Source organism: Burkholderia sp. HI2714 (genome assembly GCF_002223085.1).
GTDB lineage: Bacteria > Pseudomonadota > Gammaproteobacteria > Burkholderiales > Burkholderiaceae > Burkholderia > Burkholderia lata_D.
On record NZ_NKFM01000020.1, the window covers coordinates 46140 to 69612 of the forward strand.

Consider the following 23473-nt stretch of genomic DNA (forward strand, 5'->3'; position numbering starts at 1 on the left):
GATCGTCGTGCATCTCCATTTCAAGCATCGAAGCGACCTCACTCCCCCACCACCTCCGCCTGCCGATCATCCCGCTTCGCCACCGCCATCCGCCTTCCGCGTCGCCCGACCGACGCCACGACCCGAAACGCGACCGGCGCGAACACGAGCCCGAACACCGTCGCCGCCAGCACACCGCCGAACGCGCCCGTGCCGATCGACCTTCGGCTTTCCGCCCCCGCGCCCGTCGCCAGCACCAGCGGCACGACGCCCAGCAAGAACGCCATCGACGTCATCACGATCGGCCGGAATCGCGTGGCGGCCGCATCGACCACCGCCTGCCGCAACGGCACGCCGTGCCCGGCGAGATCGCGCGCGTACTGCACGATCAGGATCGCGTTCTTCGCAGCCAGCCCGACCACGGTGATCATCCCGACCTTGAAATACACGTCGTTCGGCATCCCGCGCGCGAGCGCCGCCGCGATCGCCCCCATCATGCCGAGCGGCACGATCGTCAGCACGGACAGCGGAATCGTCCAGCTTTCGTACAGCGCGGCCAGCGCCATGAAAACCGCGAGCACCGACAACCCGACGAGCAGCGGCGTCTGCCGCGCGGCGACCTGCTCCTCGCGCGCCGCATCGACCCAGTCGAAGCCGATCCCGGCCGGCAGCGCAGCGGCAAGCCGCTCCATCTCGGCCATCGCCGCGCCCGAACTCGTGCCGGTCGCTGCCCGGCCGCTGATGTCGAGCGACGGATAGCCGTTGTAGCGGTTCAGCATCACCGGCCCGATCGTCCAGTGCGGCGCGGCAATGGCCGACAGCGGCACCATGTCGCCGGTGCGGTTCGGCACCGTCAGCGCCATCAACTGCGTATCGGTCGCGCGTGCGACCGGATCGGCCTCGATGATCACCCGCCGCATCCGGCCCGACGCCGGAAAGTCGTTGATGTAGTTCGAGCCGAACGTGCCGCCCAGGAGCCCCGCGATCCGCTCGAACGGCACGCCGAGTGCATACGCCTTCGCGCGATCGACATCGAGCTCGATACGCGGTGCGTCCGGCAGGTCTTCGAAATGCACGGCCGAGAGCAACGGATCCGCCTTCGCGCGCTCGGCAAGCTGCTCGCGGGCCGCTTTCAACGCGTCGAGCCCGACCCCGCCGCGATCCTCGAGCCGGAACGTGAAGCCGTCGGAATGCCCGATGCCGCGCACCGAAGGCGGCAGCGCCGCCTCGACGTCGCCGTCGAGAATCGCGCCGAAACGCCCGTTGAGCCGGTCGCGCAACGCCATTGCATCGACGTCGCGCTTCGCCCAGTCCTTCAGTTCCACGAACGCCATCCCGACGTTCTGCCCGCTGCCGACGAAACTCCAGCCGATCACGCTCGTCACGTTCGCAATCGCCGGCTCCCCGTGCAGGATGGCCTCCACCCGCTCGACGACCGCGAGCGTGCGCGCCTGCGTGGCGCCGGCCGGCAACTGGATCATCACCTGCAGTTGCCCCTGGTCCTCGGTCGGCAGGAAGCCGCCCGGCATCATCCAGTACAGCAGCCCGCATCCGATCACGAGCACCGCATAGACGGCCACGACCATGCCGGTGCGGCGCACGGCAAACACGGCGACGCGGCGATAACCGGTTTCGGCGCGCGCGAAAGCCGCACCGAAGCGGTCGGCCAGGCGCGCGCCGATGCCGCGTCGCCGCGCTCGGCCGGCGCCGCCATCGTGTCGCGCGACCGGCTTCAACAGGTTCGCGCACAGCGCGGGCGTGAGCGACAGCGCCATGAACGACGACACCAGCATCGACGCGATCATCGCGACCGCGAACTGCCGGTAGATGCCGCCGACGCTGCCCGGGAAAAACGCCATCGGCACGAACACGGCGGTCAGCACCGCGGTCACGCCGACGATCGCCCCGCCGATCCGCTTCATGGCCCGGCGCGTGGCGTCGCGCGGTGACACGCCCTCCTCCATCACGCGGTGCACGCTCTCGACGACGACGATCGCATCGTCGACCAGGATGCCGATCGCGAGCACGAGGCCGAACATCGTGAACACGTTGATCGACAGCCCGAACGCCCACATCGCGACGAACGCGCCCATCAACGTGACCGGAATCACGACGGTCGGCACCAGCGTGTAGCGCAGGTCGCGCAGGAACAGCCACATCACGCAGAACACCAGCACGACGGCCTCGACGAGCGTCAGCACGACTTCGTGGATCGCGATCTTGACGAAGTGCGCGCCGTCGAACGGAATCTCGACGGCGACGCCCGGCGGCAGCGTCCGCGACAGCTCGGCGAGCCGTGCGCGGATCGCATTCGACGTTTCGAGCGCGTTGCCGCGCGGGCCGAGCTGGATGCCGACCGTCGCGGCCGGCCGGCCGTTCAGCCGCGAATAGAACGAATAGTCGTCGCGGCCGATCTCGACGCGCGCGACATCGCCCACGCGCACCACCGAGCCGTCCTGTTTCGACTTCAGCACGATCCGGCCGAACTCCTCGGGCGACGTGAGCTGGCCCTTGACGACGACCGTCGCGGTGAGCTGCTGGCCGCGCACGAACGGCGCATCGCCGATCGCACCGGCCGTGACCGTCGCGTTCTGCGCGCTGATCGCCGTGATCACGTCGTCGGCACCGAGGTCGTATTCGCGCAACTTGACCGGATCGAGCCAGACCCGCAGCGCCTCGTCGGCATCCCACAGCTCGGCCGCGCCCACCCCCGGCGCACGCTTCAGCTCGCGCAGCACGTAGCGGTTCAGGTAATCGCCGAGCTGCGCGGAATCGCGCGTGCCGTCGGTCGACGTCAGCGTGACGAGCATCAGGAACGTGTTCGCCGCCTTGAACACGCCGATCCCCTGCTGGACGACCTGCTGCGGCAGCCGCGGCTCGACCTGCTTCAACCGGTTGTTGACGTCGACGAGCGCGATGTCCGGATCGGTGCTCGGCGAAAACGTCACGTCGATCTCGAGGTTGCCGTGGCCGTCGCTGCTCGTCTCGTAGTACAGCAGCCCGTCGGCGCCGTCGAGGCTTTCCTCGATGATGCTGCCGACATCGGCATCGACCGTCTCGGTCGACGCGCCCGGATAGGACGCGGTGATCACAACCCGCGGCGGCGCCAGGCGCGGATACTGCGCGATCGGCAGTTGAGGAATGGCCAGCACGCCCGCGACGACGATCGCGAGTGCGACGATCCACGCAAAGACGGGACGGTCGATGAAGAATGACGGCATCGGCGAGGGTCGTCGAACGCGCTACAGCGTGAGCTCGAACGAACGCGCGAGCAGCCCCGGCAGCTGCGCGCCTCCGGTGGCGCGCTCGCCGTACGTGTCGTCGTTCGCGAGCAGCGCCGGCACCGCGCCGAGCTGCTCGAGCTCCGACCCGAACAGACGGTAGAAGCTGTCGTCGAACCGCATCGCTTCGACCGGCGCGACGATGCGCCCGCCTTCGACCCAGAACGTCGCGAACCGCGTCATCCCCGTCATCCGGCACGCGATCGGGTCCGAGAAGTTCAGGTACCAGAGGTTGCCGACGTAGAGCCCCGTGTCGAGCGCGGCCAGCACGTCGGCGTCGGCGAGCGTGCCGCCCGCGATCGACAGCGACTGCGGCGCTTCGGCGTTGTCCGCGCCATTCGGTGTGCGCCCGTGCTCGCGCGCGGTGCGTGCACACACGAGCTGCCCGGCGCCCCGCCCTTCGACGACGAGCGGCACGCTATCGCGCCGGTAGCCGTCCGCGTTGAACGCCGGTGCGATGCCCAGCGAGAAATCCTCGGTGATCGACACACGCGGATCGAGCGCGACCTCGCCGGCATACAGGCGATGCAGCGGGCTGCGGGCGCTCGCCACCGCGCGCGCCGAAAAGCCGCTCCAGCCGAGCAGGCTCGTCATCTCGTGAATGGCGTCCGGCGCGAAATACGCGCGGTAGCGCCCGGGCGCAAGCGCCTTCGGCGCGCGGCCGAGCACGGGCAGCCGCGCGGCGGCCGCGTCGACCTTGGCCGCGAATGCCGCATCGCGCCAGTCGTCGCCCGCATAGACGGTCTTGATCGCGCGGCCGCTCGGGTCGTACAGCGACCAGCTGAAGTTGAAATTCTCGACCTCGTACCAGCCGCGGCTGCCGGTCGACGACGCGAAGCCGCGCGCCAGCGTGCCCCCCGCGTAGAAGCCGACGAAGTCGAGCCCACGCGCGCATTCGGCCACGATTCGCGCGAGCCCGTCCGCATCGGGCAAGCGCCCGGTGCGGCGCGTTTCCTGCACCCACGACGAGGTATCGAACAGCAGGTGCGGGTCGTCCTGCGCATCGCGCAGGCCGTCGCGCAGCACGGCGAGCGCGTCCGCCAGTTCGCGCAGGTCGGCCGCCGGATCGCCGCAGACGGTCAGCGCCGAGTGCGCCTGCCGCGCCCCGTCGATGAGTCGCACGGACAATCGCCCTTGCGTGACGCGCCCGGTCTGGCGAATCCTGCCGCCATTGAAACGGATGAAGTCGGACGTTTCGCCGGAGAAGCCGAGCAGCACGGCTTCGGCCGGTGTCGTCAGCCGTTGCGCGTCGTCGGCGAGCCGGGCGAAATACGCATGCCAGTCGATTCCGGCGCGGCGTGCCATCGGATCGAATCCCGTCATCATGCGCCTCCGAAGACGTCGACGCCGGCGAACACGCAGGCCGGCGCGGCGTGGCCGACACGGATGATCTGCGCAGGCTCGCCCTTCCCGCAGTACGGCGTGCCGTAGATGCCGAACGTGCTCGCATCGCCGACGGCGCGCAGGCTGCGCCAGAACTGGGCGGAGATGCCGCGGTAGTTCGGGCGCTTGACGACCTGCGTGAGCCGGCCGTTCTCGATCAGTTGCCCGAATTCGCAGCCGAACTGGAATTTGTTGCGGTGGTCGTCGATCGACCAGGACGTGTTGGTGCGCATCAGGATCCCGTGCTCGGTGCCCGCGATCAGCGCATCGAGCGACTGGTCGCCGGGTTCGACGTTCAGGTTCGCCATCCGGTCGATCGGCGCGCGATTCCAGCTCGACGCGCGCGAGTTGGCCACGCCCGGCAGGCCCGCGCGCTGCTGCGACAACGCCCCGCCGAGCAGCCGTTCGAGCACGCCGTTGCGAATCAGGTACTGCTTGCGCGCCGGCGTGCCGTCGTCGTCGAATGCGTAGGACGCGGCTTCGGCCGTCGGCTCCGGATCGAACGTGACGTTCAGCAGCGGCGAGCCATATTGATAGTGGCCGACCATCTCCGGCCTGACGAAGCTCGAACCGGCGAAGTTGCGCTCGTCGCCGAGAATCCGGTCGAGTTCGAGCGGATGGCCGATCGACTCGTGGATCTGCAGCATCATCTGATCCGGCATCAGCAGCAGGTCGCGCCGGCCGGCCGGGCAATTCGGCGCGGCGAGCAACTGCAGCGCCTCGTCGGCGACGCGCGCGCCGGCGCCGTCGAAGCCGTAGCGTGCCAGCACGTCGATACCGCCCTGCGCCAGCGTGCCCGATTGACCGAGCGAGCGCGTCTGCGTGTCGCCGTCGCCATGGGCGACGGCTTGCAGCTCGGGCATCAGGAAGCGGAAGCGCTGGTCGATCCGCACGCCGTCGCTCGTCACGTAACTTTGCTCGGTGTGCACGATCATGACGCTCGCCGAACGCTCGACGATGCGCGCGCCGAGGTTCGCCGCCGCGCATTCGCGCGCGAGACGCTCGATCCATTCCGCGCGCGACGGCAGCGCCGCATCCACATCGGGCGACGCATAGGTGCCGCTCGCCTGCGGGCGCGCGGCCTGGCGATGATCGACCAGCGCCCACGGCGCGCTGGCACGGGCCCGCGCGGTCGCGATGTCGAGCGCCGCCAGCAGCCCGGCCGGGGACAGGTCGGGCGTCGCCGCATAGCCCGCGCCGGTGCCTGCCCATGCCGTCAGCATCGCGCCGCGCTCGCGCGTGCGCGAAAACGGCTGCGCGACGTCGTTGCGCACCGCGTGTTCGTCGATCGTCTCGTCGACGATGCGTAGCGACCAGAAATCGGCGTCGCTGCGCAATGCCTGCGCCGCCTGCACGGCTCGGGCGCCCGGCGCCCGGTTCTCGTCAATCATCGGTTCTCTCTTGCCTCTCCTGCGGGCCGCGTTCAGGCGCCAGCATGGACGACGCGAGCAGCGCCCGCGTATACGGATGGGATGGCGCGTGCAGCACGTCGAGCGTCTCGCCCGCCTCGACCACGCGCCCTGCCTTCATCACGATGACCCGGTGGGCCATCGCGCGCATCACCGCCAGATCGTGCGTGATGAACAGGTAGCTGAGTTTGTACTTCTTTTGGAGATTCGTCAGCAGATTCAGCACCTGCTTCTGGATCGACACGTCGAGCGCGCTCGTCGGCTCGTCGAGCACCAGCAGTTCCGGCTCCACCGCCAGCGCCCGCGCGATCGCGATCCGCTGTCGCTGCCCGCCGGAAAACTCGTGCGGATAGCGCAGCATCGCCTCGGGCGGCAGGCCCACCTCCTGCAGCAGCGCGGCGATCCGCGCCCGCCGCGCGTCGCCGGCCACCTGCGGCCGGTGCACGCCCAGCCCCTCGCCGACGATCTGCTCGACCGTCATGCGCGGCGACAGCGAGCCGAACGGATCCTGGAACACCACCTGCATGCGCCCGTACAGCGTGCGCCGGCCCTGCGTCGTGCGCAGCGACGCCAGCGGCATCCCGTCGATCTCGATCCCGCCCGACGCCGGCCGCTGCAGGCCGAGCACGGCCGACGCCAGCGTCGATTTCCCCGAACCCGACTCGCCGACGATCCCGAGCGTTTCGCCGCGCTTCAGGCTCAGCTGCACGTCGTGCACGGCGCGGAACGTCGTCTTGCCGAGCACCGAGCGCCAGCCCTTCGCCGCGATGCGGTAGTCGACGGCGAGATGCTGCACGTCGAGGATCGTCTGCGCGCCGGCGGCAACCGGCTCGACCGCCCGTTGCGGCGCGCTGTCGAGCAGCCGGCGCGTATACGGATGCTGCGGCGCCGCGAACAGCGCGGCCGTCGTGTTGGTCTCCACCAGCACGCCCTTCTCCATCACGGCCACGCGCTGCGCGAAGCGCCGCACGAGATTCAGGTCGTGCGTGATCAGCAGCACGGCCATCCCGCGCGCGGCGGCCTCCTGCTCCTGCAGCTCGATCAGCAGGTCGACGATCTGCTGGCGCACCGTCACGTCGAGCGCGGTGGTCGGCTCGTCCGCGAGCAGCAGGCGCGGCCGGCACGCCAGCGCCATCGCGATCATCGCGCGTTGCCGCTGCCCGCCCGACAGCTGGTGCGGGAAGCTGTCGATGCGCCGCTCCGGCTCCGGAATCCCGGTGCGCCGCAGCAGCGCGATCCCGCGCTCACGCGCGTCGCCCGGGCGCAGCCCCTCGTGCAGCCGCAGGCTCTCGGCGATCTGCTTGCCGATCGTATACAGCGGATTGAGCGCCGTCATCGGCTCCTGGAACACCATCGCGATGTCGGCGCCGCGAATCCCGCGCATCTGCTGCTCGGTCTTCGCGAGCAGGTCCTGGCCGTCGAACAGCATCCGCCCCGACAGCGTCGCCTGCTGCGCGAGCCGCAGGATCGACAGTGCGGTCACGCTCTTGCCCGACCCCGATTCGCCGACGAGTGCCACGCGCTCGCCGCGGCCGATCGACAGGTTCAGATCCTGTACGGCCGCGTTCGCGCCGAAATGCGCGCAAAACCCGTCGATCTGCAGCAACGGTCTCGTCATCACCGCCCTCCGCCGAATGCCGAACCGCGCGTGCGCGTGTCGAGCGCGTTGCGCAGCGCATCGCCCATGAAGGTGAGCAGCAGCAGCGTCACCACCAGCGCCGCGAACGCCGCGATCGAGATCCACCACGCATCCAGGTTGTTCTTGCCTTCCTGCAGCAGCTCGCCGAGGCTCGGCGTCGGCGGCGGCACGCCGAGGCCGAGGAAATCGAGGCTCGTCAGCGACAGGATCGCCGCGCTCATCCGGAACGGCAGGAACGTGATCACCGGCGTGAGGCTGTTCGGCAGCACGTGGCGCCACATGATCTGCGCGTTCGTCAGCCCCATCGTGCGTGCGGCCTTCACGTAGTCGAGCGCGCGATTGCGCAGGAATTCGGCGCGGACGTAGTCGGACAGCACGAGCCAGCCGAACATCGACAGCAGGATGAACAGCAGCCACAGCGACGGCGTGAAGATCGACGCGAAGATGATCAGCAGGTACAGGTCAGGCAGCGCGCTCCAGATCTCGATCAGGCGCTGTCCGACCAGGTCCGTGCGGCCGCCGTAGAAGCCTTGCAGCGCGCCCGTCAGCACGCCGACCAGCACGCCCGACACGGTCAGCGCGAACGCCATCAGCACCGACAGCCGGAACCCGTACAGCAGCCGCGCGAGCACGTCGCGCCCGAACTGGTCGGTGCCGAGCCAGTTGCTCGACGACGGCGGCGCCGGATACGGCCGCGACGCGAAATAGTCGATCGTGTCGTAGCGATAGCGGTTCGGCGGATAGATCGCGAAGTTGCCGTGCGACTCGAGCTTCGTGCGGATATACGGATCGAGATAGTTCGTCATCGCGGGAAAGTCGCCGCCGAACGCCGTCTCCGGATAGTCCTTCACGATCGGGAAGTCATAGTGCCCGTCGTAGCGCACGATCAGCGGCCGGTCGTTCGACAGCAGGTCCGCACCGAGGCTGAGCACGAACAGCGCCGCGAAGCTCACGAGGCTCCAGTAACCGAGCGGCTGCGCGCGAAAGCGCAGCCACGTGCGCCGCCACGGCGACGGCGAGGCCGCGCACGCGGCACAGGCCTGGTCAGTGGTCCAGGCGGTTGAACTGGATACGGGGGTCGACGAGGACATAGCAGATATCCGCGATGAGTTTGGTCAGCAGGCCGATCAGCGTGAACAGGAACAGCGAGCCGAGCACGACCGGATAGTCGCGGCGGATCACCGAGTCGTACGACAGTTGCCCCATGCCGTCGAGCGAGAACAGCGTCTCGATCAGCAGGTTGCCGTTCAGGAAAGCGCCGACGAACGCGGCCGGCAGTCCCGTGAGCAACGGGATCGCCGCATTGCGCAGCACGTGCTTCCACAGCACGTCGCGCTCCGGCGCCCCCTTCGCGCGCGCGGTCAGCACGTACTGCCGGCCGATTTCCTCGAGGAACGTGTTCTTCGTCAGGATCGTGACGATCGCGAAGTTGCCGACGACCGACGCCGTCACCGGCATCACGATGTGCCACAGATAGTCGAGCGCCTTGCCGATCAGCGTCAGGTCGTCGAAGTTGTCGGACGTGAGCCCGCGCATCGGGAACACCTGCCAGAACGTGCCGCCGCCGAACAGCATCAGCAGCAGCACGCCGAGCACGAAGCCCGGCACCGCGTAGCCGGCCAGCACCAGCACGCTCGTCACGGTGTCGAACCGCGACCCGTTGCGCACCGCCTTCGCGATGCCGAGCGGCACCGACACCAGGTACGTGAGGATCACCGTCCACATCCCGAGCGTGATCGACACCGGCAGCTTCGAGCGGATCACCGCCCACACGCTGCGATGCGCGAAATAGGACTGGCCGAGGTCGAACGTCGCATAGCTTTTCAGCATCAGCACGTAGCGTTCGAGCGGCGGCCTGTCGAAGCCGAACTGCTTGCGGATCTGCTCGATCTGCTGCGGATCGACGCCCTGGCTGCCGTGGTAGCCGCCGCCTCCGCCGCCCGCCTCCCCGCCGCGTGCGCTGCCGTGGCGCAACTGCGCGAGCACCTGTTCGACCGGGCCGCCCGGCACGAACTGCGTGACCGCGAACGTGATCGTCACCACCCCGATCAGCGTCGGGATCATCAGCAGCAATCGCCTGAGTATGTATGCCAGCATCGTCGTTCCTCCGTCAGGCGGCCGGCGCGGGTTTCGCCGCCGGTTGCTTCACGTACCAGTAGTCGATGATCCAGTCCTCGTATTGATAGGAGTCCGGCACGATCGCCGGGTGGCCGAGCGTCGCCTTGTACGCGATCCGCGCATTCGGCAGGTAGTACTGCGGGATCAGCGCGTACAGGTTGATCAGCACGCGGTCGAGCGCGTGCGTGGCCGTCTCGAGATCGTCGAGCGTGTCGGCCGCGAGCGCTGCACGGATCAGCGCATCGACCGCCTTCGACTTCACGCCCGGATAGTTCTCGGAGCCCGGCTGCGACGCGGCCGCACTGCCGAAGCGGCGCGTCAGCTCCGCCCCCGGAATCGTCACGGGCAGGTAGATGTACGTCGTCATGTCGTACTCGAAATTGTCGAGACGCTTCAGGTAGACCGCGCTGTCGATCTCGTGCAGGTAGGCTTGAATGCCAAGCATCGCGAGTGCCTGCGTGTACGGCAGGATCAGGCGGTCCATGCCGGGCTGGTCGTCGATGATCTCGATCGTCATCGGCGTGCCGTTCGCGTCGCGCAGCGCGCCGTCGCGGTAATGCCAGCCGGCCTGCGCGAGCAGGTCGCGCGCTTCCTTCAGGTTCGCGCGCAGCGAGTTCGGCGGCAGCGTCGACGGCTGCCGGACCATCGGGCCGAACACCTCGGGCGGCAGCATCGAACGGAACGGTTCGAGCAGCGCGAGCTCCTTCGCGCTCGGCATGCCGGATGCCGCGAACGGGCTCGCCTCCCAGAAGCTGTTGGTGCGGCGATACTGCCCGTAGAACATCATCCGGCTCATCCAGTCGAAGTCGAACGCCAGCGCGAGCGCATGCCGCACCCGCACGTCCTGGAACATCGGCTTGCGCATGTTCATCAGGAAGCCCTGCATCTGCGCGGGGCCGTCGGGAAACTCGCCGCGCTTCAGCATGCCGTTGCGAAAATTCTTGCCGACGTACTTGCGCGCCCACTGCGTCGCGCTGTATTCCATGCGCGCGTCGATGTCGCCGGCCTTGAACGCTTCGAGCGCCGTGTACTGATCCAGGTACAGCTTGAACGACACGTGCGCGAAGCGGAACATGCCGCGTCGCGACGGCAGGTTCACTGCCCAGTAGTGCGGGTCGCGCACGTAGCTGATCTGCTTGTCGTTCTTGCGCTGGTCGATCAGGTACGGGCCGCTCGCGATCGGCGGCACGTTCGCGATCTGGTCGAACGGCGGTCGCGTGCCGTCCGCGCGCTGCCCCCATTTCGGCGAGAACACCGGCAGGTCGCCCGCGATCAGCGCGGCGTCGCGCTCCGCGTGCTTGAACTCGAAGCGCACCGTGTGGCCGTCGACCACCACCGCGCGCTTGATGATCGCGAACTGCGCGTTGTACAGCGGCGACGCCTGCGGGCTCGTCAGCGTGTCGAACGAATATTTGACGTCGGCCGCGGTGATCGGGTCGCCGTTCGAGAAGCGTGCGGCCGGGTTGATGCGAAACGTCGCCGACAGCCCGTCGGGCGCGATGTCGACGTCGTCGGCGATCAGCGCGTATTCGGATGCGAGCTCGTCCCAGCTGCGCTGCATCAGCGTGTCGAACATCAGGTTCTTGATGTCCGGTGCGGGCGAGCCGCGCACGAGGAACGGGTTCAACGAATCGTAGCTCTGCGCTTCGTCGTAGTTTTCGAACTGGAGCGTGCCGCTGTCCGGCGCATCCGCATTCGCGTAATCGAAATGCGTGAAGCCCGGCGGATACTTCGGATGGTCGTATTGCGAGATCGCCGGCACCGCGAGCGCGGCCTGCGGCAAGACGCCGCCCGACACGAGCCACACGGCGCACGCGAGCAGCGCGGCACGCGTGGCGGTACGCATCCGCCCGTGCGTGTGCGTCAGGTACGAGTGGCGCGGCACGCGTGCCCGTCGCCCATTCAACAGTCTCATGGTCAGTCTGTCCGGAAGCGCGCGGGTGTGAAGCCTGCACGCAATCGATGCCCGTGCCGGACGCCGCATACGGCCGCGTCCCGCAGATGGTTCGTGCTGGTCACGATCGGATGAACTGCACCGCCGCGCGTCCCGGTTGCGGGCCGTCGTGGCGCCAGGCGAAAAGAGGCCGCCCCAAAAAGGGGGTAGTGGACGTGGAGCGGCCTGTCCAAAGCCTGTCAGTGCATCGCGATCGCCGTCAGAACTTGTACGTCGCGCCGACCTGCGCGAACCGGCCGATGTACGAGTACACCGACGTGTCGTACCCGCTCTGGCTCAGCGTGCCGTTCGCGAAGATCGGGTCGTACGGCGGCGTGCGGTTGAAGAGGTTGTCGATGCCGCCGTAGATCGTCCAGTTCTTGAAGCCCGTGTACGTCACCATCAGGTTGAACTGGCTGTACGAACCGACCTTGCTCGGCTCGGGCATCAGGTTCTGCGCGTACGGGCCCGTGAACTGCCACGTCAGCGCCGCATCGAACTTCCGGTAGTTCCAGTCCAGCGTCGTGTTGCCGCGCCAGCGCGGGAAGCTGCCGCCGAACGGCTGCGTGATCGTGAAGTTGTTGCCCGCGCCGTTGATCGGCGCGGCGCCCGGGAAGCCGATCTTGTAGCTGTTGACGTAAGCCCAGTCGCCCGACAGCGTAATCGTGCCCCAGCCCTTCAGCGGCAGGCCCTGGCGGAACGTGCCTTCGAAGCCGTTCGTGTCGAGGTAGCCGAGGTTCTGGTACGGAATCACCTTGTACAGCAGCTGGCCGGTGGTCGGGTCGGTCACGACCTGCGATGGCTTGCCCTGGCCGATCACGTTGTCGATGCGGATCTTGTACCAGTCGAAGCCGAGGTCGGTGTAACGGCTCGGCGAGACCTGGAAGCCGATATTGAGGTTGCGCGTGCGTTCCGGCGCGAGGTTCGGGTTGCCGACGGTGATCGACGTGTAGTTCTGGCCGGTGGCCGGATCGACCTGGATGCCGAGCGTCTGCGACTTGCTGTCCTCGACGAAGGTCGGCGCGCGGAAGCCGCGGTTGTACGACGTATACAACGTGAGCGCCTTGATCGGCTGGTACCGCAACGCGAAGCGCGGCGAGAAAGCGCCGCCCACGTCGGTGTAGTGATCGTAGCGGCCTGCCTGGCTGAACGTCAGGTTCTCGATGATCGGTATGTTGATCTGGTAATAGATGGCCGCGACGTTGCGCTGGCCATCCACCGTCTCGAGGTCCGGCGTGATGACGGCCCCGCTCAGGTACTCGGAACCCGGCGTCAGCGTTTCGCTCTGGTGCGTGAACTGCGCGCCGAAGCCGATGCCGACGTCGCCGGCCGGCAGATGGAACAGGTTCGGCGTCGACAGCGTCGCATCGATCGTGTCGAGCTTCGAGATGCCGAGGTTGTTCGCTTCCTGATAGAGACCGTTGAACGCGTTCGGCGTCGCGGCCGGGTTCGCGAAATTCAGCGTGCCGTTCTGGTAGATGTTGTTCAGCGCATTCACGTTCAGCTGGTTCGTGAACACGTTCGATACCGTGCTCTGCGAATGGCTGACCGACGTCGCCCAGTCCCAGTCGCCGTACGGCAGCGTAAACGACCCCTTGATGCCGGCGGCCGCCCGCCAGTAGTTGGCCCAGGTCTTTTGCGCGACCGTGTTCGGAAACGCGTAGGTGAGCGGCGTGGCCGCGCCCGTCGTGTTGTACGGGTTGCTGGCCGGTACCGTGTAGTTGAACGGCGACAGCAGCTTCGTCTGCGGATTCCAGACGAGCGCCGGGTTCTGCGAGTTGCCGATCACGTTGTTCCACAGGCCGTCGTTGGTCGTGGTCGTGTTGTAGCTCTCGAGGAAATCCGCGAACGCGGTCGTCTTGTCGTCGATCTTGAAGTCACCATGGAGCTTCGCGTTCAGGCGCTCGGTCATCGGCAGGATCGACGTGCTTTCCGCCGTGTTGTACCCGCAGATGGTGCCCGGCAACCCGGCCGACAGCGAATTCGACGCGGCCGGATGAACCGAGCCGCCGAACGGGCAGCCGCCGGTCAGCGCCTGCGCACTGCCGTCGGGCATGTTCCAGTACGACGGCGCGAGCAGCGAGAAGCCGCCCGGCTTGCCCGTGAAGTCCTGGTTGCGCGTGGAATCACGGTCGGCCAGCGTGAAGCCGTTCGACTTGTAGTAGCTGAGCGCGGCCGTCACGTTGAAGCGGTCGGCGTTCAGGTCGCCGAAGCCACCGAGCACGCCGAATTTCATCGTGCCGTCGCCGTTGCCGGCGTTGATCGCGCTGCCGAGGCTGCCGTCGAGCTGCAGGCCGCGGAAATTGTGTTTCGTGATGATGTTGACGACACCGCCGATCGCGTCCGAACCGTACTGCGACACGGCGCCCGTCTTCACGATTTCGATCCGCTCGATGTCGTTGAGCGGGATCGTGTTGAGGTCGAAGAACGAATCGACACTGTTCGAGAAGAATGCATACGGCGCGACGCGCTGGCCGTCCACCAACACGAGCGTGTACTTCTCCGAGAGGCCGCGCAGTGCAATGCCGGCCGCGCCGGCCGCGAAGTTGCCCGATTGCCCTTCGCCCCAGCTATTTGCCGAGTTGGCTGACGCATCGCGCAGGAAGTCGGCGACGGTCACCGCGCCGCTGGCCTGGATTTCCTTCGGCGTGATCGTCTGCACCTGCTGGAAACCCGTCTTGTCGGCTTGCCGGATCAGCGAGCCCGTCACTTCGAACCGCTTGATCTGCGCGACCTTGCCCTGCCCGCTCGCGGCGGGTGCGGCCGGCGTCGCGTCGGCTGCCGCGCCGGCCGATGCATCGGGCGCCGCGGGCGCTTCAGTGCCCGTGGTAGCGGCGGCCCCCGCCGTGCCGCCCGCCTGCGCGACCGTCACGGGCGCGCCGATCGCGACCGCATCGGCGATCGCAACGGCGCCCGGCACCGGCTGGCTCTGGGCGAACGCCGGCGGCGCCAGTACGGCCGTCAACGCGAGTTCCGCCCAGACTATCCTCTTGATGGCCAACGCCAACACTCTCTGCTTCATCTTGTTCCCTCTCGCTCGCAGTAAGACCCCACCTGCTGTGCGCCGGAACCTTGTGAATTCCTTGCGCGTCCTGGGTGCCCGTGTACCGGAACCCGCGATTGCCACGCTTTCGACTGCCACGACTCGAACGGATCGGCCTCGGGTCACCGCACCATCCAGCGTCACCGTCTTTTTCTATTTTGATTCGACATGCTAAACACCTACATTGAGCGCATTGCCTGCTTCTTCCCGATTCGACGTCCAGTTGGTTCTATACGACACGAACGTGCGCGTGCGCCGTACTGCACACCCTCTGCCGTCGATCGGGTACTTCTCCTTCCTGCCGGCCGCGTTCGCTAGAACAGCCTCGGCGTGCCGACCCAGACGATCACCGCCTCTTCGTCGGCCGTGTTGCGCCACGCATGCGGCATCGTCGATTCGTAATGCGCGGTATCGCCCTCGTTCAGCGTGAACGTGCAATCCTCCAGCGTCAGCGCCAACTGCCCGCGCAATACGTAGACGAACTCCTCGCCGGCATGCGTCGTCATCTCGGACGGCAATTGCCCCGCCGGCATCCGGACGAGAATCGCGTCGAGCTTGCGGCTGTCCACCGGGTTCGTCAGCCTGGCGAACCGGCTGGCCGAGTTCGTGAACTGGAAATACCGCAGCGCGTTGCCGCGACATACCGAGCGTGCTTCCGTCGGCGTGTCGATGAAGTACTGCATCGTCACGCCCAGCGCCTTCGCGATCCGCACCAGCGACGTGATCGACGGCGTCGCCCGCCCGCGCTCGACCTGCGACAGGAACGGCTTCGAAATGCCGGCGATCGTCGACGTTTCGTCGAGCGTGAGTTTCAGGCGCTGGCGCAGCGCCCGGATCTTGTTGCCGAGCGACACGGCGACGAGCACCGACTCATCAGGGGGCAAAACCATGGAAAGACGGTCCCTCGCAGTCGAAATCGGTTTGATGTCGTCAAGCCTCGACCGATGCCGTGACACGACCGGCCCGGCACGATCCCCCGCTGCACGCTGTCGCGACGTGCATGCCACGCGCGGTGCGGCAGCGCACTCGCGTCGCGCGGTCGCGCAGCATTCGCCCATTTCATTCGGTTTACTAATTAACAAGGTTGCCCCTTTCCTTTGGCTGGCCTGCCCGTCGTGCATCGGTGCGATCGCGGCGGCACACCGCTTGCCGACCGCGCCCGCGTTGCGCGCGGCCGTGCAACTTCCGTTGCGTTACCGGGAGGCGACCACCGTCCAGAGCCGCGCGAGGTCACCGGAACCGTCGGTGCCCTTGACCGTGCGCAGCACCTGGACTGCACGCGCTTTCTGGCCGGCCACGTAATACGCCTCGCCGAGCCGCAGCCGCGCCGCATCGGGATGTTCGAGACCGCCCTTCGCGATCGCCTGCTCCATCATCGGCAGCCCCTGCTGCGCATGGCCCTCGAAGACGAGGTTCATGCCCGCGTCGATCGGCGCTGCCGGCGTCGTGGCGTCTCCGCCCGATTGCGCGCGCTTCGCCGCGAGCGCCTGCAGCCGCTTCTCGCGATCCGCCTGCGCGTCCTTGCCGAGTACGCCGGATGCGAACCCCTGGTCGATCACCTGCTTGCCCTCGGCGGGCGACCCCGCCACCAGCGCGAGCTGCGTCATTTCCATGTACGCATTGGCGGTCGACAGCGAGCCCGTTGCGCGGCGCAACCGGTAGATGTCGAGGTCGAGCGACGGCAGATAACCGGGGTTGCCGCGAATGGCCGTGACCATTTCGTCCCAGTACGCGGGGCTCGGGTGGTAGGCCACCAGCAGCCCGAGCGCAGCGCGATATGCGTTGCCGTCCTTCACTTTCTGCGCGCAGGTCGCCAGCATCTGCAACTGCCCTTCATCCGGTGCGTGTCCGCCGTTCGCCTGCGCGTCGGTGCTCGCTTTCAACTGGCTCACGAGCGGTGCGCAATCGTTCGACAGGTAGTAAGACTGCGTGAGCAGCGTGCGCATTTCCGGATCCGAGCCACCCGCCTTCAGGTAGCGCTGCGCGACGCGGATCGCCAGCGGGTAGTTCTTCTGCTGGAAGTAGATGCCGGCCAGCGCCGCCGTGGTCCGCTGCTCGTTGTCGCCCGAGAGCCGCCCCGAGTTCAGCACGCTCTCGTACGCCTGCGCGGCCGTGGCCGAGTCGCCGGCCGCCATCGCTGCCGCGCCGCGCATTTCTTCCACCATGGTCGTTTCGTACGGCGTCCGGTTCGGCACGGCGGCCGCCTGGGCGATCTTGCCCAGCGCGTCGCGATACTTGTGCGCCCGGTACAGCTCCTGTGCAGCCGCCAACGGCTTCGCCACGTCCGGCCGCAGCACGTCCGCCGGCAGCGCCGGGCGGCCGAGCAGGGCCGCCGCGCCGAGCGTCGTCACCGCCATCATCCGTTTCCATCGTCGCTGGTTCATCGGCTCGTCCGTGTCGTCATTGCATGAACTGTTCGTTACCGATCAGGCCGATCTTGGTCGCGCCCACGCGTTGCGCGGAGGCGAGCACGGCGGCCACGTCCTTGTACGGCACCAGCTTGTTGGGGCGCAGATGGATCTCCGCCTGCACGGGTTCCGCCGCCACCTGGGTCAGTTTCGACTCGAGCGCCGCACGGTCCGGCACCGGTGCGCCATTCCACGTCGTCGTGCCGTCGAAATCGATGTCGATCTGCACGATTTCCGGCGGCGCGGCCGGCGGCGGCGGATTACCGACCGGCAGGTCCATCTTCACCGAATGCATCTGAATCGGGATCGTGATGATCAGCATGATCAGCAACACCAGCATCACGTCGATCAGCGGCGTGGTGTTGATATCGACCATCACTTCCGGTTCGGCATTGCTCCCGCCCGAAGGCACATTCATTCCCATCGTCGACTCCTGTCGGCCAGCGTTAGCGCTTTAGCGCTTACGTGGATCCCATGCTTCGCGGTCGACCGGCGTCAGCGCTTCAACGCTTGTCGCCAGCCCCTTGCTCCACCACGATTCCGCCGTGCGACTATCCCCCGCGCGCCGGCGGTTCCGTAATGAACGACAGCTTCGCGATCCCCGCGCGCTCGCACATCGTGACCACCCGGCCGATGAACTCGTAGCGCGTGTTCTGATCGCCCCGCACGTGGACGCTCGGCTGCGGCTGCTGCTGCGACACGCCCTTCAGTTTCGCGAGCAGCGTCTGTGCATCCACCAACTGCTCGCCCCAGAAGAAATCGCCGTCGCGGTTCACCGCGATCTCGATGCTCTTCGGCGTCGTCTGCAGCGGCTGCACCGTCTCCTTCGGCAACTGAAGCTGGATCGTGTGCGTCACGACCGGAATCGTGATCAGGAAGATGATCAGCAACACCAGCATCACGTCGACGAGCGGCGTCGTGTTGATGTTGGCGATCACCTCGTCGCTATCGTCCTGCCCGACGTTCATGGCCATCGCGCGTCTCCGTCAGCCGATCAGTTCGCGAGCGACGCAGCGGCCGGCGACGATGACGACGCGCGTACCGGTCGCCGATTGCCGGCCAGCAGCACCGTGTGCAGCTGCGCGCCGAAGTTGCGCACCCGCTCCATCACCGACTTGTTGCGCCGGACCAGGAAGTTGTAGCCGAGCACCGCCGGCACCGCGACGGCGAGGCCGATCGCGGTCATGATGAGCGCCTCGCCCACCGGGCCCGCGACCTTGTCGATCGACGCCTGCCCGGCGATGCCGATGGCCGTCAGCGCGTGATAAATCCCCCAGACCGTGCCGAACAGCCCGACGAACGGCGCGGTGGAGCCCACCGTGGCCAGGAAGGCGAGCCCGTCCTGCATCCGGTTCGACACGTTCGTGATCGAGCGCTCGACCGAGACGTCGATCCACGTGTTGCGGTCCACCGCTTCCAGCAGCGCGTCTTCATGATGCTCGCCGGCCTCGATCGCCGTTTCGGCGATGAACCGGAACGGCGATGCCTCGTCGAGCAGCTTGGCGCCCTCGGCCAGCGACGGCGCGGTCCAGAGCTGCGCATCCGCCAGCTTCGCGCGGCGATTGGCGCGCAACTGCTCCAGGAACTTCGTGATCATGATGTACCAGCTGCCCATCGACATGATCACCAGCAGGATCAGCACGAACCGGGCGACGAAGTCGCCGTTCTTCCATAGCGCGCCGAGCCCGTACGGATTCTCGACCGCTTCCGTCGCGGCCGGTGCAGGCGGCGGAGCCGGCTCGGCAGCGGCCGGAGCCGGGGCCGGTGCGGCCGACGGCGCCGCGGCCTGCGTCAACGTGCCGGCCGCACCGCTTGCCTGCGCGTGGGCGAGCTGCGGTGCAACGAACCCGTCGATTGCGGCGACGGACATCAGGATGCTTGCCGCCAGCGCGGCCAGTGAACGCTTCGTCATACCCCACTCCAGTTATTTCGGTGAACTTAATACATCAGTTCGAGATGGTTTTCGCCGGCCCGGTTTGCGCCGGGCCGCCCACTGCATCAATTCAGATTGAACGAGAACGGAACCTGGACCCGTACCGACTGGCCCTGCGCGACGCACTTGAAGCGCTTCACGGTGTTGAAGGCAGCACGATCGAGGATCGGATCAGCCGACTGCGCCACGCGCTCGTTCGTGATGTTCCCTTCCGCATCCACGACGAATTCGATCGTCACGTCGCCCGTGATGTTGTTTTCCTGCGCTTCTTTCGGATACTGGATCGACGCGCGAAGCGTGTCCGAATTCGGGCAGACGACACCCACGTCATGGCTGACGGGCTTGGCCGGCGCGGGAGGCGCCACGACCGGCGCCTGCACGGCCGGCGCGGACGGTACCGGGGCCGACTGGTGCGTGATCGTCGCCTGCGGCGGCGCCTGCACCGGCACTTCCGGCGGCGGGATGAACGGCGGCGGCGGCGGCGCGAATTTCGGCGGGGGGAGCTTGACCACGGGCATCGGCGGTGGCGGCGGCGGCTTGACCGGTTCGATGATGCGGGTTTCGATCGGGTGCTGGATCACCTGCACGACTTTCGTCGCGAGGCCGTTGAGCAGCGCGTAGATCAACACGGCATGCAGCACCAGCACGATTCCGATGCCGCCGAACCGGCGTACCGGATTCTGTTGCTTCTTGCCGAACTCTCGCGGACGGCCCAGCGTAGCCAGTCCGCTGTTCGACGTAACCAGACGTTCTTCGACTTTCATGCCCACCATCCATCCCCCAAGCGATTCGCCCAGTTTCGGATCGCTGCCGGCGGCGAAGCCAGGTCGGCATCGCCACCGCAACTACCCGAACATTTCATTTCAAATTCAATTAGCAATCCGAATTGAAAGAATCACATTCGAATTCCAATTCATTCTTTTTCACGGAATCGTTCCGGCCGGCGCGACCCGGCTTTACAACCGGAAAACCACGCGCCTGCACGTTCAGGCAATTGTCAGCTGAGCGGGCGGCACCTCGTATTTCGTCTGACGATTGGTCATTCGTTACGCGGTGATGTCAATGGCGCCGTTCACTTGGGTGCAGAAGATAGCAAGGAAAAAATTTTGACGTCAAACTTTATTTGATGCCCGAATACAAAGTTTGGAGGGTTTATTCAAATAATATTCCGGTAAGCACAAATGAAACATTTATTATAAAAACGGTAATTGAACTGTATGGATATATGCGGAAACGGATACTAATTTGTTCCGACATACATATCGGCATATTTCCTGCCCCGCATCGAAACCAGCCGCCATGGAAGCGGCCGGGATGGTGCGTGCCCTTCCCTCGTCAACGTCCGCATCGGTGACGCGATGCGCTGCTCGGCCACATCACGCCAGCCGACACTGCTTCCTCGAAACATCCGACGCATCACTGATATCCGAACGGTTAATTCGGAATGCGATTCAACATTCAAGTCGATATTTCCATAAGAAAATCCATCACAATAACTTCGCATACCGAATTAACTATGCAACGACACAACCCCTGCCCGGACACTCGACCCTGTCACCCGGGCATCGACCAGCACCCTTGCGCCGCGCGCGTCAGGAGTGCATGCCCTGCATCTTGTGCGAGAAATGCGCGCGCTCGGCCGTCTCCATCAGCATCAGGAATTCGTCCTGCATCATGTGGATCAGTGCTTCGTGGTCGCCGGCTTCAAAATAGACTTCCGGCTGCTGCGCGAGACGTTCCTCGAGAAACGTCTTCATGCCGTACGCCATGCACACCGGCGGCAACGCGCCCATGTCGCAATCCTTGAACAGCTCGCGCAGCTCGACCTCCCGGGCAAGCACGAGATGGCGTCCCGTCTTCACCCAGAGATCCGACAGGCGCACGGCGTGCGTGGTCGGCAATACGGCGGCGACGTAGCCTTCGTCGTCTTCGAGGAGCACGGTTTTCGCGAGGCGATCGCCGGGAATATGCGCGGCGGCGGCCGTCTCCATGCTCGTATGGCTATAGGGGTGGTACACCACTTCGTACCGCGATGACTTCTGACGCAGGCAATCCTGCAGGGTGGCTGACACAGGCATGGCACACCTCGTCTGGGCGAAACGGGCGAACGGCGTTCGCTCCGGATTCGTTCAGCATAGGTCGCATTCCGGCGGATGGAAAACCTCGCCTCGCCCGCCGTTGCACGGACTCGACTCCCGCGTTCGGTCCCCCGGGTTTAGCCCCCTGGGTCCAGTCCCTTTTCGCGCAGCCATTCCCGATTGAACAGCCGCGTGCGATAGATGTCGCCACGGTCGCACAGCAAGGTCACGATCGTGTGCCCCGGGCCCATCCGTCGGGCCAGCCAGACCGCCGCCGCGACGTTGATGCCGCTCGATCCGCCCACGTACAGCCCCTCCTCGCGCAGTAACCGGTAGACCATCGTCACGCACTGCTGATCGTCGATCCGCACGGCGTCGTCGATCGGCGTGTCCGCAAAGTTCATCGTGACGCGCGTCGATCCGATGCCTTCGGTGATCGAACTGCCCTCCGCGGCGAGGTCGCCCGTTTTCACGTAACCGTAGAGCCCGCTGCCGTGCGGGTCGGCCAGCACGATCCGGACGTTCGGATTCTGCTCCTTCAGGTAACGGCTCACGCCTGCCAGCGTGCCGCCCGTCCCGGTCGAGCATACGAATGCATCGATCGTGCCCGCCGTATCGCGCCAGATCTCGGGCCCGGTCGTCTCGTAGTGCGCCTGGCGATTGACGACGTTGTCGAACTGATTGGCCCACACCGCGTTGTCGAGCTCGTCCGCGAGCCGCCCGGCAATCTTCTGATAGTTGTTCGGGTCACGGTAGGGCGCCGCCGGCACCGGGCGCACCTCGGCGCCGAGCGTGCGCAGGATCGCCATCTTGTCCGGCGATTGCGTGTCGGGAATCACGATCACGCAGCGATAGCCGCGCGCCGCGCAGATATGCGCCAGACCGATACCGGTGTTGCCCGCGGTGCCCTCGACCACGGTGCCGCCGGGCGTCAGCACGCCGCGCCGCTCGGCGTCGCGGATGATGTAGAGTGCCGCGCGGTCCTTCACCGACCCGCCCGGATTCATGAATTCCGCCTTGCCCAGGATCTCGCAGCCCGTCTCGGCGCTGAGCTTCGTCAAGCGAATCAGCGGCGTGCGCCCCACGCAGTCGACGAAGCCTTGTCGCACGTCCATGTCTTCCTCCGTTGCCGTCGTGCAGCGCACGCGCCACACACAACGAAGGATAGGCCGCCCTCGCGGCTTTCGTCGCCGGACGCCGCGTATTAAGCTTGAAGTGCCCATTGCGGCGCACGCGCCGCATCGCGAGACGAGGTCCGCCATGCTGCAACTGCAAACCGTTGCCGTCGACAAGCCCGAGACCGTGAACTTCATCCTCGGCCAGTCGCATTTCATCAAGTCCGTCGAGGACATCCACGAGGCACTGGTCGGCACCGTGCCCGGCATCCGCTTCGGGCTCGCATTCTGCGAGGCGTCGGGCAAGCGGCTGGTGCGCCACTCCGGCACCGATGCCGCGCTCGTCGACCTTGCATGCCGCAACGCCAGCGCGATCGGCGCCGGTCACGCGTTCATCGTGTTCCTCGGCGACGGATACTTTCCGGTCAACGTACTCAACGCGATCAAGGCGGTGCCGGAAGTCTGCCGGATCTATTGCGCGACCGCGAACCCGACCGAGGTGATCGTCGCGGAAACCGCACAAGGACGCGGGATCGTCGGCGTCGTCGACGGCTTTGGGCCGCTCGGTGTCGAAAATGACGACGACATCCGCTGGCGCAAGGACCTGCTGCGCACGATCGGCTACAAGGCGTAGGGATGCCCCCGCCCGCGGCCTGTAGACCTGGCTGCATGGAAGGCGCGTTGCGGCTGGGATTTCAGGACGGGCGACGCTCAGACCGTTAGTTGCGTTTATGACTACAGAAGCGCGCCGCCCTGCGCGTCGTGTCACCGCTGTCCGCCTGCCCTATACTGCCCGCAGCAGACTGACTGACGGCGCGCTGACGCACCGGCCGCCGCGAATCTTCCCGGAGCCGCCATGTATTACCAGTTGACCTACGAACTCGTCGACGATTACCTGTCCCGTCGCGAACCGTTCCGCGCCCAGCACCTCGCGCTTGCGCAGGCTGCGACCGAGCGCGGCGAACTCGTGCTCGCCGGCGCGCTGTCGGACCCGGCCGACCAGGCCGTGCTCGTGTTCGAAGGGGATTCGCCGGAGGCGGCCGAGTCGTTCGCGCGCGCCGATCCGTACGTGCAGAACGGCCTCGTGAAATCGTGGCGCGTGCGTCCGTGGCGGGTCGTGGTCGGCAAGCACGCGCCGCCCCGCGCGTGAAGCG

The 23473-nt window shown here is 66.7% G+C and carries 19 protein-coding genes; 3 read left to right on the forward strand and 16 right to left on the reverse strand.

Annotated features, from left to right (window positions below):
* Window positions 1-38: 38 nt before the first annotated feature.
* The 14 genes from CFB82_RS09655 to CFB82_RS09720 form a co-directional block, all read right to left on the reverse strand.
* Window positions 39-3200: a multidrug efflux RND transporter permease subunit gene (locus CFB82_RS09655; RefSeq protein WP_089484001.1), complete on the reverse strand. Its 3162-nt coding sequence runs from the start codon at window positions 3198-3200 to the stop codon at window positions 39-41.
* 21 nt (window positions 3201-3221) lie between these two features.
* Entirely contained in the window at window positions 3222-4586 is a 1365-nt protein-coding gene (locus CFB82_RS09660) for a TldD/PmbA family protein (RefSeq protein WP_373558769.1), read from the reverse strand.
* Window positions 4583-6034 carry a TldD/PmbA family protein gene (locus CFB82_RS09665; RefSeq protein ID WP_089484003.1) on the reverse strand — a complete coding sequence of 484 codons (1452 nt, stop codon included), beginning with the start codon at window positions 6032-6034 and terminating at the stop codon, window positions 4583-4585. Before CFB82_RS09665 ends, CFB82_RS09660 begins: the two co-directional genes overlap by 4 nt.
* Window positions 6027-7670, reverse strand: coding sequence for an ABC transporter ATP-binding protein (locus CFB82_RS09670; RefSeq protein ID WP_089484004.1), 1644 nt, complete (start codon window positions 7668-7670; stop codon window positions 6027-6029). Before CFB82_RS09670 ends, CFB82_RS09665 begins: the two co-directional genes overlap by 8 nt.
* Complete coding sequence (locus CFB82_RS09675) at window positions 7670-8782, reverse strand: ABC transporter permease (RefSeq protein ID WP_089484005.1); 1113 nt, start codon at window positions 8780-8782, stop codon at window positions 7670-7672. Before CFB82_RS09675 ends, CFB82_RS09670 begins: the two co-directional genes overlap by 1 nt.
* Window positions 8736-9788, reverse strand: coding sequence for a microcin C ABC transporter permease YejB (locus CFB82_RS09680; protein WP_089445696.1), 1053 nt, complete (start codon window positions 9786-9788; stop codon window positions 8736-8738). Before CFB82_RS09680 ends, CFB82_RS09675 begins: the two co-directional genes overlap by 47 nt.
* A gap of 13 nt (window positions 9789-9801) precedes the next feature.
* Entirely contained in the window at window positions 9802-11724 is a 1923-nt protein-coding gene (locus tag CFB82_RS09685; RefSeq protein ID WP_089484006.1) for an extracellular solute-binding protein, read from the reverse strand.
* 238 nt (window positions 11725-11962) lie between these two features.
* Entirely contained in the window at window positions 11963-14764 is a 2802-nt protein-coding gene (locus CFB82_RS09690) for a TonB-dependent receptor (RefSeq protein WP_089484007.1), read from the reverse strand.
* Window positions 14765-15099: 335 nt separating this feature from the next.
* Window positions 15100-15675: a helix-turn-helix domain-containing protein gene (locus tag CFB82_RS09695; RefSeq protein ID WP_089484008.1), complete on the reverse strand. Its 576-nt coding sequence runs from the start codon at window positions 15673-15675 to the stop codon at window positions 15100-15102.
* Between the two features lie 303 nt (window positions 15676-15978).
* Window positions 15979-17169 (reverse strand): tetratricopeptide repeat protein, encoded by a 1191-nt coding sequence (locus CFB82_RS09700; RefSeq protein WP_089484009.1) that lies wholly within the window; start codon window positions 17167-17169, stop codon window positions 15979-15981.
* A 16-nt stretch (window positions 17170-17185) separates the two neighbouring features.
* Complete coding sequence (locus CFB82_RS09705; protein WP_069248029.1) at window positions 17186-17617, reverse strand: ExbD/TolR family protein; 432 nt, start codon at window positions 17615-17617, stop codon at window positions 17186-17188.
* A gap of 127 nt (window positions 17618-17744) precedes the next feature.
* The gene (locus CFB82_RS09710; RefSeq protein WP_011352158.1) at window positions 17745-18167 is read right to left on the reverse strand and encodes an ExbD/TolR family protein; all 423 of its coding nucleotides are present in this window, start codon (window positions 18165-18167) and stop codon (window positions 17745-17747) included.
* Window positions 18168-18187: 20 nt separating this feature from the next.
* Window positions 18188-19105, reverse strand: coding sequence for a MotA/TolQ/ExbB proton channel family protein (locus CFB82_RS09715; RefSeq protein WP_089484010.1), 918 nt, complete (start codon window positions 19103-19105; stop codon window positions 18188-18190).
* An 86-nt stretch (window positions 19106-19191) separates the two neighbouring features.
* Complete coding sequence (locus CFB82_RS09720) at window positions 19192-19890, reverse strand: energy transducer TonB (RefSeq protein ID WP_089484059.1); 699 nt, start codon at window positions 19888-19890, stop codon at window positions 19192-19194.
* On the opposite strand from CFB82_RS09720, the gene CFB82_RS42050 reads away from it, so the two are divergent.
* A complete protein-coding gene (locus CFB82_RS42050; protein ID WP_143750892.1) occupies window positions 19889-20131 on the forward strand; it encodes a hypothetical protein in 243 nt (80 codons plus the stop codon). The two genes, CFB82_RS09720 and CFB82_RS42050, sit on opposite strands and share 2 nt — an antisense overlap.
* A 587-nt stretch (window positions 20132-20718) precedes the next feature.
* Here CFB82_RS42050 and CFB82_RS09725 read toward each other — a convergent pair.
* Both CFB82_RS09725 and CFB82_RS09730 read right to left on the reverse strand, forming a co-directional pair.
* On the reverse strand, window positions 20719-21204 hold the full coding sequence (locus tag CFB82_RS09725) for an aminoacyl-tRNA deacylase (RefSeq protein WP_031401741.1): 486 nt from the start codon (window positions 21202-21204) through the stop codon (window positions 20719-20721).
* 137 nt (window positions 21205-21341) lie between these two features.
* A complete protein-coding gene (locus CFB82_RS09730) occupies window positions 21342-22319 on the reverse strand; it encodes a cysteine synthase A (RefSeq protein WP_089484060.1) in 978 nt (325 codons plus the stop codon).
* A gap of 145 nt (window positions 22320-22464) precedes the next feature.
* On the opposite strand from CFB82_RS09730, the gene CFB82_RS09735 reads away from it, so the two are divergent.
* The gene (locus CFB82_RS09735; RefSeq protein ID WP_089484011.1) at window positions 22465-22953 is read left to right on the forward strand and encodes an adenosine-specific kinase; all 489 of its coding nucleotides are present in this window, start codon (window positions 22465-22467) and stop codon (window positions 22951-22953) included.
* A gap of 222 nt (window positions 22954-23175) precedes the next feature.
* Window positions 23176-23469, forward strand: a complete 294-nt coding sequence (locus CFB82_RS09740; RefSeq protein ID WP_069248031.1) for a YciI-like protein — start codon at window positions 23176-23178, stop codon at window positions 23467-23469.
* Window positions 23470-23473 lie beyond the last annotated feature (4 nt).